Below are 16047 nucleotides of genomic sequence, written 5' to 3'. Positions count from 1 at the left end.
GCCGGCCGAGGCTTACTTGATCTCCGTCACCCGGCCGTCATTGGGAACCTGGCGCATCGGCACGGCGGTGAGCCAGGCTTCCATCGCTTCGACGTCGATCCCTGCGCGGACCTTGTCGGTGGCCTGCGTGAACTCCACAAAGAAGTCGCCGCCTTCGGACAGGAAGCTGTTGCTGGCCACGCGGTACTTGGCTGTCGGAACCAGCGGCTTGCCATCCAGCGTCAGCGACACCACGCGGTGCCCGGAGGGTCGGCGCATGTCGTAGCTGTACCGCAAGTTGGCCGATGGCGCGATCACCTGCCGGGTGTCCTGGTCGTCCAGGCCGTTTTCGATCAGCGCCAGGATCTGCGCGCCGGTCATGGTCTGCACCACCAGTTCGTTGTTGAATGGCTGCACGGCATAGAGCTGGCCGAAGGTCACCGTGCCGTCCTTGGCCGGCACCAGCGAGGTGCGTACGCCGAAGGGGTTGGTGAAGCCCAGCTGGGCGCCCAGCTTGCGCGTGGCGCCCAGCTGGCTGTCGGCGATCAGGTAGCCGAGCGGGCCGCCGCGCCAGCTGCCTTCGCCTTCGGTCTTGATCGCGGGGCCGGATAAGTGCCCGGCGGGACGCGAGGTTTCCTTCACCACATCGTCGACGTAGCGCTTCACATAGCTCGCGACTTCGGGCTTGGGCGCGAACCTGGCGACCCGATCGGTGTTCGAAATGGACCCGCGCGAGCCCGTGTAAGGCTGCGACTGGACGATCACGTTGCGCGCGGCCTTTGCGACCAGGGCATGGGTTTTCGGGTCGAACCTCAGGGTGATATCGGTCACGAGTTCGCCATAGACCCCGGCGCTCGTCAGCAGGATGGGGCGCGCGGGATCGGGACCGGCACGCTCGCACACATAGGGCCAGTGCGTGTGACCCGAGACGACGACATCGACGCCGGGCTTCAGGCGATCGAGTATGGGATCGATGTCGCCGGTGAACTGCTTGCAGCCGTTGACATCGTTGAAGTCGGGCGTTCTGCCGCCCTGGTGGATCAGCACCACCACCGCATCGGCCCCTTGCGCCTTCAGCTTGGGCACGAGCGCATTGATGGTGTCCGCTTCGTCGGCGAAGCGCAGGCCCTTCAGCGCATCGGGCGAGACCAGCGCCGGCACCGTGCGCAATGACAGGCCGATGAAGCCGAGCGTGATCTTGCCCGCGGGCGTGTCGAAGGTCTTGAGGCCGGTTCCGGGGAACAGCGTCTGGCCATCGTCCTTGATCGTGCTGGCGGACAGGTACTTGTAGCTGGCGCCCTTGAACTGTTCGAGGCGGCATGGCTCATGACGCGTGTTCTTCTGGCAGCCGCCGTTCTGCAGGCGCAGCAGCTCGGCCGAGCCGCGGTCGAACTCGTGGTTGCCGACCGCGTTGAATTCCAGGCCGATGCGGTTCATCACGCCCACCGCCGGCTCGTCGAGGTAGAGCGAGGAGGCGAGCTGCGAGGCGCTGGTGAGATCGCCCGCTGCGACGACGACGTGGTTGGGATGTGCGGCCTTGATCGTGTCGATGGCAGTGGCGAGCCACGCGGCGCCGCCGGCCGGCACGCCGGTGAAGGTGCCGTCCGGGTTCGCCAGATTGACGGACTGCTTGGGCGGCTCGAGCGCGCCATGAAAGTCGTTGATGGCGATGATCCCGATCTCGACCGGGCTTTGCGAGCTTGAGGCGGAGGTTCGGTGCGGAGCCTGCGGCGTGGCGCATGCGGCCAGCAGCGAGGCGAGGAGCAGCGGTATGCTGCGCTTGCTAAGGGAATTCATGGGGCGCTTCTATCGGACGGTGATGTGACAAGCCAATGGCGTTTCGTGGAAGGATATCTGCCCCTTCCAACCCTTTCTCCGAACGGGAGGTAGGATTGGTCGCCTAAGCGAGCCTAGGCCTTGGCCTCCAGTGCGTGCATCTGCTCGTCGGACAAGCCGAAGTGGTGCCCTACTTCATGGATCACCACATGCGTCACCAGCTCGTCCAGGGCCACGCCGGTTTCGCACCACTCGGCAAGCAGGGGCTGGCGGAACAGCCGGATCACTGGGGGCATGTGGCCGGACGACCAGACCGACTCCTTGTCCATGGAATAGCCCTGGTAGACGCCGGAGAGTTCCCAGGCATCGTCCAGTCCGACCGCCTCCAGCGTTGCGTCGTCGGCGAATTCCTCGACCAGCACGCGGATGCCATCGAGGTGGCGGGCGAACGGCTCGGGAATGCGTGTGAAGGCCTCGTGCGCGAGTGCTTCGAGCACGGCGGCGGTGGGAGCGGGTCCGGTCATTGCCGCTATGTCGGAGGCGCCATGTCATAGAACAAGGGCGATGAGGGTGATCGCACCGTGCCGTATATCACCTTCCTGCCGGCCGCCGTTTGCCTGCCAGGTCCTCGTCACCCTGAACTTGTTTCAGGGTCCATTGGTCAGCCAAGCTCCACCGTCAGAACCGCCAACCGCATCGGCGGTCTGCTTCCGGGCAGACAGCGTGTGCGGCGCCATGGACCCTGAAACAAAGCCAGGGTGACGGGGTAATCGGCGGACAGGCATGGCCACTCCCGTGCCGCAGCACGGGGGCGGCATCATCACACGTCCAGGTTGGCGACGTTGAGCGCATTCTCCTGGATGAAGTCGCGGCGCGGTTCGACGATGTCGCCCATCAGGCGAGTGAAGATCTCGTCGGTCACGTCGGCGTCCTCTACCTTGACCTGGAGCAGGATGCGGTTGTCGGGATCGAGCGTGGTTTCCCACAATTGCTCTGCGTTCATCTCGCCCAGACCCTTGTAGCGCGAGATCGACAGACCCTTGCGGCCGGTGGCGAGCACGGCATCGAGCAACTGCGTCGGGCGCGTGATGATGCCATCGCTGGCGACCGGACGGGAGGCCGCAGCCTCGGCGACGTCTTCTTCGCCGGTCTCGGCGCTGGTCGGCTCGGGTGCTTCGCTGGCCGCCGAGGCGCGGGTGAGGCGGGCCGGCACGGCATAGACCGACGCCTGCTCGCCCGCGATCTTGGCCAGCTTGCGTGCTTCGGCGCTCGCCAGGAAGCTCGCCTCGATGACGTGGTGATCGGTCACGCCGCGCCACAGGCGCTCGACGATGTACGCGCCTTCCTCGCCGCGCCTGGCCGTCCAGCGTCCTTCGGGATCGCCACGCTCCAGCCATTCGGACGAGGCGGTCAGCGCCGCGACTTTCCCGGCATCGGAGAGATCGGGCGCGAGCGCGCCGGCCAGCGCCAGCGCCTCGATGATGCCGGCGTCGTACTTGCGCGGCACATAGCTCATGATGTTGCGCATCGCCATGGCGTGGTCGATCAGCTCGCGCAGCTCGGCACCGCCGCGGGCCCCACCCGATGTCTCGAGGATGCGGCCCTGCAGACCGGCATCGACGAGGTAGCGGTCGAGCTGGCGGTCGTCCTTGAGGTACACCTCGGAGCGGCCCTTGCTCACCTTGTAGAGCGGCGGCTGGGCGATGAAGAGGTGCCCGGCCTTGATGATCTCGGGCATCTGTCGATGGAAGAACGTCAGCAGCAGCGTGCGGATGTGCGCGCCGTCGACATCGGCGTCGGTCATGATGACGATCTTGTGGTAGCGCAGCTTCTCGAGATTGAAGTCGTCGCGGATGCCGGTGCCCATCGCCTGGATCAGCGTGCCGACTTCCTTGGACGAGATGATCCGGTCGAAACGCGCGCGCTCGACGTTGAGGATCTTGCCCTTGAGCGGCAGAATCGCCTGGATCTTTCTGTCGCGGCCGGACTTCGCCGAGCCGCCGGCCGAGTCACCTTCGACCAGGAACAGCTCGCACTTGGAAGGATCGCGCTCCTGGCAGTCGGCCAGCTTGCCGGGCAGGCTGGCGATGTCCATCGCGCCCTTGCGGCGGGTGAGCTCGCGCGCGCGCTTGGCCGCCTCGCGCGCGGCGGCGGCATCGATCACCTTCTGGATGATGGCCTTGGCGGTGGCGGGGTTCTCCTCCAGCCATTCGCTCATCTTGTCGCCCATCAGCGATTCCAGCGGCTGGCGCACTTCGGAGCTGACCAGCTTGTCCTTGGTCTGCGACGAGAACTTGGGGTCCGGCAGCTTGACCGAGACGATCGCGGTCAGCCCCTCGCGCATGTCGTCGCCCGAAAGCGTGACCTTCTCTTTCTTGAGCAGGCCCGAACGCTCTGCATAGTTGTTCAGCGTGCGCGTCAGCGCGGCGCGGAAAGCGGCGAGGTGGGTGCCACCGTCGCGCTGGGGGATGTTGTTGGTGAAGGTAAGGACGTTCTCGTAGTACGAATCGTTCCACTCCAGCGCGACCTCGATGCCGATGCCGTCCTTGTCCGCCGCGATGGCGATCGGCTCGGGCATCAGCGCCTGCTTGTTGCGGTCGAGGTACTTCACGAAGGCGGCGATCCCGCCCTCGTAGTAGAGGTCGTGCTCCAGCACTTCCTCGTGCCGCTTGTCGCGCAGCAGGATGTGCACGCCAGAGTTCAGGAACGCGAGCTCGCGGTAGCGGTGCTCCAGCTTGTCGAAGTCGTATTCCGTGACGTTCTTGAACGTCTCGGTCGATGCCTGGAAGGTGACCTTGGTACCCTTCTGCCCCTCGGCCGCCTTGCCGACCACGCGCAGCGGCGCGGCGGTGTCGCCGTTCTCGAAGCGCATCCAGTGCTCTTCGCCGTCGCGCCAGATGGTCAATTCCAGCCATTCGGACAGCGCGTTCACCACCGACACGCCGACGCCGTGGAGGCCGCCGGAGACCTTGTAGGCGTTGTCGTCGCTGGTGTTCTCGAACTTGCCGCCGGCGTGCAGCTGGGTCATGATGACTTCGGCTGCGGAGACGCCTTCCTCGGCATGGATGCCGGTCGGAATGCCGCGGCCGTTGTCGGTCACCGACACCGAGTTGTCCGGGTTCAGCTCGATCGTGACCAGGTCGCAGTGCCCCGCCAGCGCCTCGTCGATGGCGTTGTCCGAAACCTCGAAGACCATGTGATGCAGGCCCGACCCGTCGTCGGTGTCGCCGATGTACATGCCCGGCCGCTTGCGGACCGCGTCGAGGCCCTTGAGGACCTTGATCGAGTCCGCGCCGTAGGTGTTAGTGTTCTTGACGGTTTCGGGACGGGTTTCAGGGGTGCTTGCCATAGCGATTATATAGGGACGGCAGGGGGGAAACTAAAGCGAAATGGGCTCGCGTATCCACAGGGGTGCGGTTCCGCGACGATGGGGCTTGCGCTGGATGACTGGTCCGGCAGTGTAGCGGCGCAAGAACAAGGGGCCACGCCGATGAAGACGATCCTGACCGCACTCCTCGCAACCGCGCTGGTGGCGCCATCGCTGGCCGCTGCGCAAGGCGCGCTGCGCCCCGACCAGCAGGAGTTTTTCGGCCTCTACAAGGAGCTGATCGAGACGAACACCACCGTCACTCAGGGCAGTTGCACCGAAGCGGCGGCGAAGATGGCTGCCCGGCTGAAGGCGGCGGGCTTCAAGGACGATCAGCTCATCCCGTTCAGCACGCCCGAGTACCCGAAGGACGGCGGCCTCGTCGCGATCTATCCGGGGACGACCAAGCAGAAGCCGATGCTGCTGCTGGCGCACATCGACGTGGTCGAGGCCAAGCGCGAAGACTGGGAGCGCGATCCGTTCAAGCTGGTCGAGGAGAACGGCTACTACTACGCCCGCGGCGCGGTGGACGACAAGGCGCAGGCCGCGATCTGGACCGACACGCTGGTCCGCTTCGCCAAGGCGGGGGTTAAACCCAAGCGCACGATCAACCTGGCACTGACCTGCGGCGAGGAGACAAGCGGCGCCTTCAACGGCGCCGAGTGGCTGTCGAAGAACAAGCGCGACCTGATCGACGCCGAGTTCGCGCTGAACGAAGGCGGCGGCGGACGGACGGACGGAAACGGCAAGGTGCTCGTCCAGACGCTGCAGGTCGGCGAAAAGGCGTACCAGGATTTCACGCTCACCACCACGAACCCGGGGGGCCACAGCTCGCAGCCGGTGCCGGACAATGCGATCTACAAGCTGTCGCAAGCGCTGCTGAAAGTGGGCGCCTACGAGTTCCCGGCCGAGCTCAACGACGTCACCCGCGCCTACTTCAGCAAGTCCGCCAAGCTGCGCGGCGGCGAGATGGGACAGGCGATGACCGCTATCGCCGCGAACGTGAACGACAAGGCGGCGCTGGCCGTGCTCGACAAGGACAAGCAGTTCCACTCCACGTTGCGCACCACTTGCGTCGCGACGATGGTCGATGCCGGGCACGCGCAGAACGCCTTGCCTCAGCGTGCCACGGCGAACGTCAACTGCCGCATGTTTCCAGGACGCACGGCTGACGAGACCCAGGCTGCACTGGCCGCCGCGATCGGCGATCCGGGCGTGAAGATCGAGCAGAAGGTGAAGGGCAAGCCGATCGCCAAGTCACCGCCGCTCGATCCCGCGATCGTCAAGCCGGTAGAAACGCTGGCAGCCAAGTACTTCCCTGGCGTGCCGGTGGTGCCTTCGATGTCCACGGGCGCGACGGATGGCGTCTACCTGGGTTCGGTGGGCATACCCACGTATGGCGTGCCTAGTGTCTGGACCGATCCCGACGGCAACGGCACGCATGGCTTGAACGAGCGGGTGGAGGCGAAGTCGCTCTACACCGCGCGCGATTACCTCTACGATCTGGTGAAGACGCTCGCGGGATGAACCTTCGGATCCTCCTCTGTAAGGGGAGGGGAACCGCTCGCGTAGCGAGTGGTGGAGGGGTGTCACCGTCCGCTAAGTGCTCGGACGAGAGGGTTACACCCCTCCGTCAGTCCTACGGACTGCCACCTCCCCTTGCAGGGGAGGATCTATCCGCAGCACACACGAAAAAGGCGGCCCCTTGCGGGGCCGCCTCTTCGGTCTCAGCTACTCAAGTCCTCAGGCGAGGGTGAGAGCGAACGCCAGGGCGCTAGCGCCCAGGGCCGCGGCGAGACCGAACGTGCGTTGCACGATGGTCATGGCACTTTCCTCCTGTTTGGGTCCGGGTCAGCGCTTCTTAGCTGCCAATCCCTTCGCAAATGCAACATAGGAGGGTTAGTAATTTTCACAATGTCAAAGGTAACAATCCAACTTGCACAATCTGCAAGCCGCCAGCGGCATGGCTGGCCTTGACTGTGCCTCTCTGGACACGTCGCGGCGGGACGACTAACCCGCGGCCATGAGCATCCAGCCTTCTGAAAACATCCTGATCGTCGACTTCGGCAGTCAGGTCACCCAGCTGATCGCGCGCCGCGTGCGAGAGGCGGGTGTCTATTCCGAAATCGCGCCGTTCTCGGCCGCGGAAGAGGCGTTCGCCCGGCTCGACCCGATCGGCGTGATCCTCTCAGGTTCGCCAGCCTCGGTGCTCGACGAAAACGGACCGCGAATTCCCGATGCCATCCTAGAGAGCGGCCGGCCGATGCTGGGCATCTGCTACGGTCAACAGGCGCTGACGCACCAACTCGGCGGCGAAGTGCTGCTGGGGGACAGCGGCGAGTTCGGCCGCGCCTTCATCGAGATCGACGACACTTGCGCGCTGTTCGATGGCCTGTGGCAAGTCGGCGAGCGTCACCAGGTGTGGATGAGCCACGGCGACAAGGTGACCAGCCTAGCCCCCGGCTTCCGCCCGGTCGCGGCCAGCCCCGGCGCGCCTTTCGCCGTCATCGCCAACGATGCCAAGCGCATCTATGCCATGCAGTTCCACCCCGAGGTGGTGCACACGCCGGACGGCGGCAAGCTGCTCAAGAACTTCGTGCGCCACGTCTGCGGCATGGCCGGCGACTGGACCATGGCCGAGTTCCGCAAGACCAAGATCGAGGAGATCCGCGCCCAGGTCGGCTCGGGCCGGGTGATCTGCGGCCTCTCGGGCGGTGTCGACAGCGCGGTAGCCGCGCTGCTGATCCACGAGGCGATCGGCGACCAGCTGACCTGCGTCTTCGTCGACGGCGGCATCCTGCGCCAGGGCGAGGCCGAGCAGGTCGTCTCGCTGTTCCGAGGCCACTACAACATTCCGCTGGTCCACGTAGATGCCTCCACGCTGTTCCTCAACGGCCTGAAGGGCGTGACCGACCCCGAGGCCAAGCGCAAGTTCATCGGCAAGACCTTCATCGACGTGTTCGAGGACGAGGCGAAGAAGATCGGCGGTGCCGAGTTCCTGGCGCAAGGCACGCTCTACCCCGACGTGATCGAATCGGTGTCGTTCACCGGCGGTCCCTCGGTAACGATCAAGAGCCACCACAACGTCGGCGGCCTGCCCGAACGCATGAACATGAAGCTTGTCGAACCCTTGCGCGAACTGTTCAAGGACGAAGTGCGCGAGCTGGGCCGCGAACTCGGCCTGCCGGAGATCTTCGTGGGCCGCCACCCGTTCCCCGGGCCGGGCCTCGCCATCCGCATCCCCGGCGAAGTCACGCGCGAGCGCTGCGACATCCTGCGCAAGGCCGATGCGATCTACCTCGAGGAGATCCGCAACGCCGGGCTCTACGATGCGATCTGGCAGGCCTTCGCGGTGCTGTTGCCGGTCAAGACCGTCGGCGTGATGGGCGACGGGCGCACCTACGACAACGTCTGCGCCCTGCGCGCGGTGACCTCGACCGACGGCATGACCGCCGACATCTATCCCTTCGACGCCCAGTTCCTCAGCCGCGTGTCGACCCGCATCATCAACGAGGTGCGCGGCATCAACCGCGTGGTCTACGACTACACCAGCAAGCCGCCGGGCACGATCGAGTGGGAATGATCCAGGCCCATCCGAACTCCGCTAGGTTTGTGCTGCGATCCGCCAAGCTACTCAAATAGAGATGAATCTTTCGCATAGCGGTCGACAGCTATCGGCGGGTAGAGTTTGGCGGTGGCGGTCCGCCTGAGGCGCCTCTGGCATATTGCTTAGCTGCATTTTGGAACGTACCGTCGGGGCCAATGAGGCTCGCGACGGTACTTTTTTGGCGGCAGGTGGGATGCTGACGGACGCCGCCCTTCAGGCATTGAAACCAAAAGAGAAGATTCACAAAGTAGCTGACCTAATGGCGTGCATGTCCGCGTCATGCCCGGTGGGGCGGCGGAATGCATTGGATAATCGCTATCCACCTAGCTTGGCGGACGAGTGAACTCCGCGACCAGATGGTCGAACACCGTGGAAATGCGCGGAACATGACGCAGGTTTTCATGGGTCACGATCCATGTCTCCAGGGCGGGCAGGCTCACATCAGGTAAGACCCGAACGAGGTCCGGCTCGCGCATGGCCACACGTTCCTGGAAGACAGCGATGCCGAGGCCGGCCCGCGCCGCGGCGAGCTGGGCCGGATGATTATCTGTGCGCAGGCTCCAGCGTAAGGTTTGTTCACCGGCGATCATACCGGCTAGCTGCAAGTCGGCCTGATTGCGATCGGGTCCAATGAACAGATGATCGGCCATTTCACTCCGATTGGCGGGAGTGCCGAAGGCAGCAACATAATTACGATGCGCAAACAGGCCGAGCGGAGCCGCGCAAACCTTTTGGGCAATAAAGGCGCTTTGTTCGGGACGGTGCATTCGCACAGCGATGTCGACTTGCTGATCGACCAAATCGGCACTCGTGTTGCTGAGTTCCACTTCGTACACCAGATGCGGGTGACGGCGCTGGAGCCGTTGCAGCATCGGTGGCAGAACCTCGATACCGACCACTTCCGACACGCTGATGCGTACTGAGCCCTCGGGCACGTCCGCGTCGGCCGAGGCTGCACGCAGAAGCGCGCCGGACGCTTACGCCATCGCGCGGGCAGGTACCGCCATCGCTCTCGCTCTCGGCGTCGGAACCAAACCGTTTGAAGACCGCGTGAACAATACAGCTTGCAGGGCGGCCTCCATCGCCTCGATCCGCACCCGAACGGTTGGCTGCGAGAGGCTGAGCGAGCGCGCCGCTGCCGACAGGCTGCCTGTGTCGAAAACGGCAAGGAACGCTCGCTGCTCATCCCAGGTTGGCTCACGTCTCATCAAATTCTTGTAGGCCGGTGGCAAAGCTTCAACAATTCCTTTTGACACGGGCAACGCCGATCATCGTCTCGACAGTCGAGGAGATTGGCATGACATCCACCGTCATCTGCATGTTAGGTATCTCAGGAGGGATCGGCGGAAGCGTCGCGACCGCGCTGCTGCGGCATGGTTTCCTGCTGCGCGCCCTTGTCCGCGATCCTGCAGCGCTGTCGCCGCAATGGGCCGAGCGCCACAATGTCGAACTGGTGCCAGGGAATGCGATGAACGCCGCCGACGTTGCCGCCGCGGCGGTCGGATGCTCCGCAATATTCCACGGCGTAAACCCCGCCGGTTATCGCGATTGGGACAAGCTGGTTCTGCCGATGATCGACAATACGATCGCGGCCGCGCGCGCGGCCGGCGGCGCGCGGGTCGTGCTGCCCGGCACGATATACAACTTCGACCCCATCGCCACGCCGCTGCTCGACGAGCACAGTCCGCAACGGCCCAAGGGTGAGAAGGGCAATATCCGGCGCGGACTGGAGCGCAGGCTCGAAGATGCGGCGGGGACCGGCGTCCCGACGCTCATGGACGCCTACATCGCCCGCATCGGCGGCATCGCCCGCGCGCAGTCGCAACTGGTCGAGATCGCCAAGCGCAACGCTGCGGCGGGCTCCCGCGTCCCCCGCTTCGCCTATGAGGCGATGAGCAGGCAATCGCGCGCGCTGAGCGCGGGGGCGCCGTTCGCCGGACCAGGCACCAACGTCGTCTGGACCGACGCGCAGGCCAAGATCGAGGGCCTGCTCAAGTCCGGCAAGATAGATCGGGCGAGGGCTGCAGCCTACAAGACGGCAGCGCACGAGGCGCTCATCGCGCATTGGGGACCCGCCTACGCCGAACAGGCGGCCTGGTTCGAGGCCGAAGTGCCTCGAGCGGACGTAGTCGCGACGGGCGTCGGCAAGAATCCGAACGGCAAGGCCTACTACGAAATGGCCCTGGCGAGCGGGACGACCACCCGGCTCACCCCCGACGAGGTGCACCGGATCGGCCTTGCCGAAGTTGCGCGGATCAAGGTCGAGATGGAAACGATCAAGACGCAGGTGGGCTTCGAAGGTTCGCTTCCCGAGTTCTTCCGCTACGTGCGAGACACCGCGCGTTTCTACTACCCGAATACCGATGCCGGACGACAAGCCTACATCGACGCCGCGACAGCGCACGTTGATTTCATGAAACAGCAGGTTCCGCGGTTTTTCGGTACTCTCCCGAAGGCCGACGTCGTGGTGAAGCGCGTCGAGGGCTATCGCGAGATCCCCGGAGCCCCGCAGCATTATTTCCTTTCGACACCCGATGGGTCGCGCCCCGGAGTCTACTACCTGCATCTGTCAGACATGCGTGCGATGCCGATCCCGCAGCTGGAGGTGATCTCCTATCACGAGGCCTTGCCGGGCCATCACATGAACTTCGCGATCGCGCAGGAGATGACCGGCGTTCCTGAGTTCCGCAAGTTCCTGGACATCAACGCCTATCAGGAGGGCTGGGGGCTCTACACGGAGAAGCTGGGCAAGGAGATGGGCGGTTACCGGGATCCCTACTCCGACTTCGGTCGCCTCTCGACCGAGATCTGGCGGGCGATCCGTCTGGTGCTCGACGCCGGGCTGCACGCCAAGGGTTGGACCGAGGAACAGGCCGTTGCCTACTATCGCGATAATTCGCCCGCGGCCGAGGGACAGATCCGCGCCGAGGTGCAGCGCTACATTGTATGGCCTGGGCAAGCGGCGGGATACAAGATCGGCATGCTGAAGATCGAGGAACTGCGCAAACGCGCGGAAAGCGAACTCGGCGAGCGTTTCGACCTGAAGGAGTTCCACGACACGATCCTGGGCGGCGGACAGATGCCCCTCCCGCTGCTGGAGCGCCGGGTGGGCGAGTGGATCGAGACGCGCAAGCATGGCTAGCCGGGCCATACCAACACGCCGATGCTCCACGGCCCGCAAGGCCTTTTGCAGTTGAGGTACACGATGAAGACGATCTGGCTTTCCGGCCTGTTGCTGGCTGCTTCCGCCATTGCAGGTCCGGCGATGGCGCAACCGGATGCGTCCGACGTGCAGCCCCTGCACAACCGCGATCGCTGGCTGCCCAAGTCGGTGCCCACCAGCGACGACGTGCTGCGCATCCCGGTTCCGGCCGACTACAACGCACCCAAGGGCGCCTTCGTACTCGTCGGCGGACGGCTGTTCGACGGAACCGGGGCGCCTGCCCGGCCATCCACGGTCGTCGTTGAGGGCAAGACGATCACTGCGGTGCTTGGGGCCGGGCGATCGGAATTGGCCCAAGGACGCGATCGTCTACGACGTGACCGGAAAGACGGTGATGCCGGGCCTGATCGACCTGCACACGCACCTGACCTTCCTTGACAACGCGGACGCGGGCAACATCTACTCCAACAGTCTCGTCAGCGGTGCCGAGGCGGCCATGCGGGGGCAGCGCCGTATGGCGATTGAGCTGCAATCCGGGGTGACGAGCGTGCGTGATGTGGGCTCGCACGGGGATGCCCCGTTCGTGCTCAAGCGGCTCCAGGCGAGCGGCGCGATCCCGGGCCCCCGCGTATTCGCGGCGGGTCAGTTGATCACTCAGACCGGCGGCCACGCCGCGCTCCACGCGATCAGGCTGGGCGGTGTAGAGAATCCCAATGCAATGGTGCGGACCGCCTCTGGCCCCGACAGCTGGCGCGAGGCCGTGCGGGCGCAATTCGCGCAAGGCGCGGACCTCATCAAGCTGGCAAGTGAGTACTCGCAAGCCGAGATCGACGCTGCTGTCGATGAGGCCCATTCGCTTGGTCTGCCCGTGACGGTCGATGCCGAGACGCGCTACATCGACATGGCTATCGAGGCCGGAGTGGACTCGATCGAGCATCCTCTGCCTCGCAGCGACGAGGCAGTGGCGCGGATGGCGAAGCGTGGCATCGCTTCGGTGCCGACGCTGGTGCCCTATCGGATCATCACCCGCTCGTCCGGCGGCTATTATGGATCAACATCCCGCCGCTTCGAGCTTAATGAAGACACGATCCTGCAGATGGGCAGGAAGCTGCGCCGTGCAGGCGTGAAAATGGGGATCGGCCTCGATCTGATTGGCGACTGGCCCGAGTACATGCCTGGCGCTTATATCGATGAACTGAACGGTTTTACGCAGCTCGGCTTCAGCAAGTCCGAAGCGCTCGTCGCAGCCACGAAGACCAGTGCGGAAATTCTGCGCATGGGCGACCGGCTCGGTACGATCGAAGTCGGAAAGTTGGCCGATATCATCGTAGTCGGAGGAAATCCGGATCAAGACTTCCAAGCCCTGCGCCAAGTCGAGACAGCATTTGTAAATGGGCGGCTCATGTTGAAGGAAGGGCGCCTCTTCCTGGCAGGCCATGAAGAAAAATCGATGCCTGAAAAGAAGTAGTTGCTGATGACAAGGGCGTCCTGCATGCCCGTGTCGAGCAGGAATTCCCTTCACCCCACCGATCTCGCCTTCGATGAAAGGGAACCCCCGCACCATACGACCGTTCACGCAACCCATCGCTGCCGGAATGAACCCGGCCCGGGCAAGCCGGTACGTCTGTCCCGATCAGAAAGGCAGACGTTCTGCGCCACGTTGCACCGTGATCCAATGCGGGCGCGTAAACTCGTTGATCACCCAGTCGGCGTTGAAGCGACCGATCCCGGAATTGCCCTGGCCGCCATAGGCGGCATATTCCGAATCCGCGACGGTGATGCCGTTGACGTGGCCCATGCCGGCATCGACGCACAGCATGAACTGCCGCCCGCGTTCGAGGTCGCCGGTGAAGACCGACGCCGACAGGCCGAAATCCGTGTCGTTGGCTAGCGCCAGGGCGTGGGCTTCGTCGTGGGCCTTCAGGATCGGGAGCAAAGGTCCGAAACTCTCCTCCTGCGCGATCGCGCTGCATGGATCTACGTCGAGGATGATGTGCGGCGGGACAATGTTGTTCTGTGAGCCGGTGACCGGACCGTCGAGCACGACGCGCGCACCTTCGGCCCTGACGCGCTCGATCCGTTCGACGATCGCATCGACCTGATGCCGATTGATGATCGGACCGATCACCGTCGACGCATCCATCGGATCGCCGAAAGCCAGCGCCTTCGTGCGCTCCACGACCTTCTCGACGAACGCGTCGTAGACCTTCTCGTCTACGATCGCGCGGTTGGCGCTCATGCAGATCTGACCCTGGTGGAGGAAGCGGGACACGACGAGCGCATGAGCGGCGGCGTCGAGATCGGCATCGTCCAGCACGACGAACGGCGCATTGCCGCCGAGCTCCAGCCCGAGATGCTTGAGGCGCGACGATTCGCCGATCTTCGTGAACAGGCTGCGACCGACTCCGGTCGATCCAGTGAAGGATATGAACGCGGCGGCATGATCTTCGACCACGGCGTCGCCGATCTCGTCGCTGTCGCCCACCAGCACGCTGAGCACGCCCTTGGGGAGGCCTGCTTCCTCGAAGATGCGCGCGTGGAAGAGGCCGCCGGTGATCGGGGTGTCGCTCGCCGGCTTGAGCACCACCGCGTTGCCGAGCGCCAGCGCCAGCGCCAGCGCCGGCGCCAGCGATCGCATGGTGAGATTGAAGGGCGCATTCCATGGGCTGATGATCGCGATCACACCCACCGGCTTGCGGTAGACGAGGCTTTCCTCCGTCGGACACTCGCTTGGAACGATCTGGCCCGTCACCCGCGCGGGGTAGGAGGCGGACGCGTGGAGGATCGACCAGATAAGCTGCCACAGGAACTCCGCCACGAGCCGGACGCAGCCCGTCTCCTTGACGGTGGTCGCCACGATTTCCTCACGGCGTTCGAGCGTGATCGCCGCAGCACGGGCCATGACGGCTGCGCGCTGGCGTGGCGGTGTGGAGGCCCATTCCTGCTGGGCATTGGCCGCCGCGCGATAGGCATCTGCCACGTCGCCAACCGATGCTCCGCGAAGCTTGGTCAGGACTGAACCATCGTAGGGATTTCTATCATCCATCTCGTAGGTCGAAGCGCCCGGCCGCCACTCGCCGCCGACGAACTGATGGTCGAAACCGTGATAGGGGGGTGGGGCATCGTTCATGCTCATGCGTCGACGCTCTCACGTTCGGCCCGAGCCTTCGGCGCCGTGCATTCAGGAGAAGTCCGGCGACGCCGGCTGCGGGCGATCGGTGAACAGTCTCACTTCGCGCCGGTCAGGCAGCGTCCTCGCGCCCATGGGGATGCAGGAGCCGCTCATAGCCGATGCGCTGGAGAAACTGCTCCCGCACCCTGTCCATGACGGTGAAAGTGACGGCAGCGCCATCGCTCGCCGGATCGATATGGATCCTGAGCGGCCGCTTCCCGTGAGGCTGCGCTACCAGGTCCACCACTGCTTTGCCGACCTCTCCCGGATCGGCGGCGTCGGGCACCGTCTCCGCCAGCGCGGCCTGCATCTGGTCTTCGAAGTCTTCCCCCCAGAGCTTCGCATAGGCTTCGTCGATCGCTGCATCTTCCGGCTTACCCGCGTTCTTGAAGTGGTTGGTCCCGGTGGTGAACGCGCCGGGAACCACGATGGTGGTCTCGATGCCGAATGATGCCACTTCCTTGGCGATGCACACGGCGAGCGCGTCCATACCCGCCTTGGCGGCGAAATAGGGGCCGAGAAGCGGCGGCACACCGCCGGCGACACTGCTGCTCGATATCCAGACCAGCAGACCCGATCGCGCGGCGCGCATGTGCGGCAGCACGGCGCGGTTGACCCGATGCGCCCCGAGCACGTTCACATCGTAGAGCTGCGCACACTGTTCGGGCGTGAACGCCTCGACCGGCCCATAGACCATGTGGCCAGCGTTCTGGACCAGCACGTCAATCCGCCCACATTCGCCGACGATCTGCTCCACCGCCGATCCGATGGATGCGTCGTCCTGAACGTCCAGCTCGATCGAGCGGAGATCCACGCCGTTGTCGGCGGCGAAGGCGGTATTGTCCTTCACCTTGTCGGCGTTCTTTTCCCCGGTACCGCGCATTGAGGCATAGGCGATGTGCCCGGCCGAGGCGAGGTCGCGGGCGATTATCTCACCGAAGCCGCTGGAGGCTCCGGTCACGAGTGCTACCAACGTCATTGCT

At 64.7% G+C, this 16047-nt stretch carries 12 protein-coding genes; 5 read left to right on the top strand and 7 right to left on the bottom strand.

Annotated elements, in window-relative coordinates:
• Window positions 1-12: 12 nt before the first annotated feature.
• The 3 genes from HNO88_RS13210 to gyrB all read right to left on the bottom strand — a co-directional run bounded on the left by HNO88_RS13210 (window position 13) and on the right by gyrB (window position 5104).
• Entirely contained in the window at window positions 13-1776 is a 1764-nt protein-coding gene (locus HNO88_RS13210) for a bifunctional metallophosphatase/5'-nucleotidase (RefSeq protein WP_184246123.1), read from the bottom strand.
• Between the two features lie 113 nt (window positions 1777-1889).
• Window positions 1890-2279 carry a metallopeptidase family protein gene (locus HNO88_RS13205; RefSeq protein WP_184246121.1) on the bottom strand — a complete coding sequence of 130 codons (390 nt, stop codon included), beginning with the start codon at window positions 2277-2279 and terminating at the stop codon, window positions 1890-1892.
• Window positions 2280-2575: 296 nt separating this feature from the next.
• A complete protein-coding gene (gyrB, locus tag HNO88_RS13200) occupies window positions 2576-5104 on the bottom strand; it encodes a DNA topoisomerase (ATP-hydrolyzing) subunit B (protein WP_184246117.1) in 2529 nt (842 codons plus the stop codon).
• Between the two features lie 141 nt (window positions 5105-5245).
• Here gyrB and HNO88_RS13195 point away from each other — a divergent pair, with 141 nt between their 5' ends.
• On the top strand, window positions 5246-6649 hold the full coding sequence (locus HNO88_RS13195) for a M20/M25/M40 family metallo-hydrolase (RefSeq protein WP_184246114.1): 1404 nt from the start codon (window positions 5246-5248) through the stop codon (window positions 6647-6649).
• Between the two features lie 496 nt (window positions 6650-7145).
• Window positions 7146-8705 carry a glutamine-hydrolyzing GMP synthase gene (guaA, locus tag HNO88_RS13190; RefSeq protein ID WP_184246111.1) on the top strand — a complete coding sequence of 520 codons (1560 nt, stop codon included), beginning with the start codon at window positions 7146-7148 and terminating at the stop codon, window positions 8703-8705.
• Between the two features lie 347 nt (window positions 8706-9052).
• On the opposite strand, the gene HNO88_RS13185 is transcribed toward guaA, so the two are convergent.
• Together HNO88_RS13185 and HNO88_RS23025 are read right to left on the bottom strand one after the other, a co-directional pair.
• Window positions 9053-9664 (bottom strand): LysR substrate-binding domain-containing protein, encoded by a 612-nt coding sequence (locus tag HNO88_RS13185; RefSeq protein ID WP_221420013.1) that lies wholly within the window; start codon window positions 9662-9664, stop codon window positions 9053-9055.
• Between the two features lie 42 nt (window positions 9665-9706).
• Window positions 9707-9937, bottom strand: a complete 231-nt coding sequence (locus tag HNO88_RS23025; protein WP_376768774.1) for a helix-turn-helix domain-containing protein — start codon at window positions 9935-9937, stop codon at window positions 9707-9709.
• An 89-nt stretch (window positions 9938-10026) separates the two neighbouring features.
• On the opposite strand from HNO88_RS23025, the gene HNO88_RS13180 reads away from it, so the two are divergent.
• The 3 genes from HNO88_RS13180 (at window position 10027) to HNO88_RS13170 (ending at window position 13360) form a co-directional block, all read left to right on the top strand.
• A complete protein-coding gene (locus tag HNO88_RS13180; protein WP_184246108.1) occupies window positions 10027-11871 on the top strand; it encodes a DUF885 family protein in 1845 nt (614 codons plus the stop codon).
• A gap of 63 nt (window positions 11872-11934) precedes the next feature.
• Window positions 11935-12330 carry a hypothetical protein gene (locus HNO88_RS13175; protein WP_184246106.1) on the top strand — a complete coding sequence of 132 codons (396 nt, stop codon included), beginning with the start codon at window positions 11935-11937 and terminating at the stop codon, window positions 12328-12330.
• On the top strand, window positions 12287-13360 hold the full coding sequence (locus tag HNO88_RS13170; RefSeq protein WP_184246103.1) for a metal-dependent hydrolase family protein: 1074 nt from the start codon (window positions 12287-12289) through the stop codon (window positions 13358-13360). Before HNO88_RS13175 ends, HNO88_RS13170 begins: the two co-directional genes overlap by 44 nt.
• Before the next feature lie 165 nt (window positions 13361-13525).
• On the opposite strand, the gene HNO88_RS13165 is transcribed toward HNO88_RS13170, so the two are convergent.
• Window positions 13526-15028 (bottom strand): aldehyde dehydrogenase family protein, encoded by a 1503-nt coding sequence (locus HNO88_RS13165; RefSeq protein ID WP_221420011.1) that lies wholly within the window; start codon window positions 15026-15028, stop codon window positions 13526-13528.
• 106 nt (window positions 15029-15134) lie between these two features.
• Window positions 15135-16043 (bottom strand): SDR family oxidoreductase, encoded by a 909-nt coding sequence (locus HNO88_RS13160; protein ID WP_184246100.1) that lies wholly within the window; start codon window positions 16041-16043, stop codon window positions 15135-15137.
• Between the last annotated feature and the right edge of the window lie 4 nt (window positions 16044-16047).

It is taken from the genome of Novosphingobium chloroacetimidivorans (assembly GCF_014204535.1).
In the GTDB taxonomy this organism is placed as follows: Bacteria; Pseudomonadota; Alphaproteobacteria; order Sphingomonadales; family Sphingomonadaceae; genus Novosphingobium; species Novosphingobium chloroacetimidivorans.
The sequence above is the reverse complement of the archived record's forward strand: the minus strand, read 5'-3'. Positions and strand labels throughout refer to the sequence as shown.

What these genes read in the sequence shown, in the direction of transcription:
- HNO88_RS13160 (WP_184246100.1), bottom strand. Translation starts at nt 16,043, where the DNA reads ATGACGTTGGTAGCACTCGTGACCGGAGCCTCCAGCGGCTTCGGTGAG.
- HNO88_RS23025 (WP_376768774.1), bottom strand. Translation starts at nt 9,937, where the DNA reads ATGAGACGTGAGCCAACCTGGGATGAGCAGCGAGCGTTCCTTGCCGTT.
- HNO88_RS13165 (WP_221420011.1), bottom strand. Translation starts at nt 15,028, where the DNA reads ATGAGCATGAACGATGCCCCACCCCCCTATCACGGTTTCGACCATCAG.
- guaA (WP_184246111.1), top strand. Translation starts at nt 7,146, where the DNA reads ATGAGCATCCAGCCTTCTGAAAACATCCTGATCGTCGACTTCGGCAGT.
- HNO88_RS13180 (WP_184246108.1), top strand. Translation starts at nt 10,027, where the DNA reads ATGACATCCACCGTCATCTGCATGTTAGGTATCTCAGGAGGGATCGGC.
- HNO88_RS13195 (WP_184246114.1), top strand. Translation starts at nt 5,246, where the DNA reads ATGAAGACGATCCTGACCGCACTCCTCGCAACCGCGCTGGTGGCGCCA.
- gyrB (WP_184246117.1), bottom strand. Translation starts at nt 5,104, where the DNA reads ATGGCAAGCACCCCTGAAACCCGTCCCGAAACCGTCAAGAACACTAAC.
- HNO88_RS13170 (WP_184246103.1), top strand. Translation starts at nt 12,287, where the DNA reads ATGCCGGGCCTGATCGACCTGCACACGCACCTGACCTTCCTTGACAAC.
- HNO88_RS13205 (WP_184246121.1), bottom strand. Translation starts at nt 2,279, where the DNA reads ATGACCGGACCCGCTCCCACCGCCGCCGTGCTCGAAGCACTCGCGCAC.
- HNO88_RS13175 (WP_184246106.1), top strand. Translation starts at nt 11,935, where the DNA reads ATGAAGACGATCTGGCTTTCCGGCCTGTTGCTGGCTGCTTCCGCCATT.
- HNO88_RS13210 (WP_184246123.1), bottom strand. Translation starts at nt 1,776, where the DNA reads ATGAATTCCCTTAGCAAGCGCAGCATACCGCTGCTCCTCGCCTCGCTG.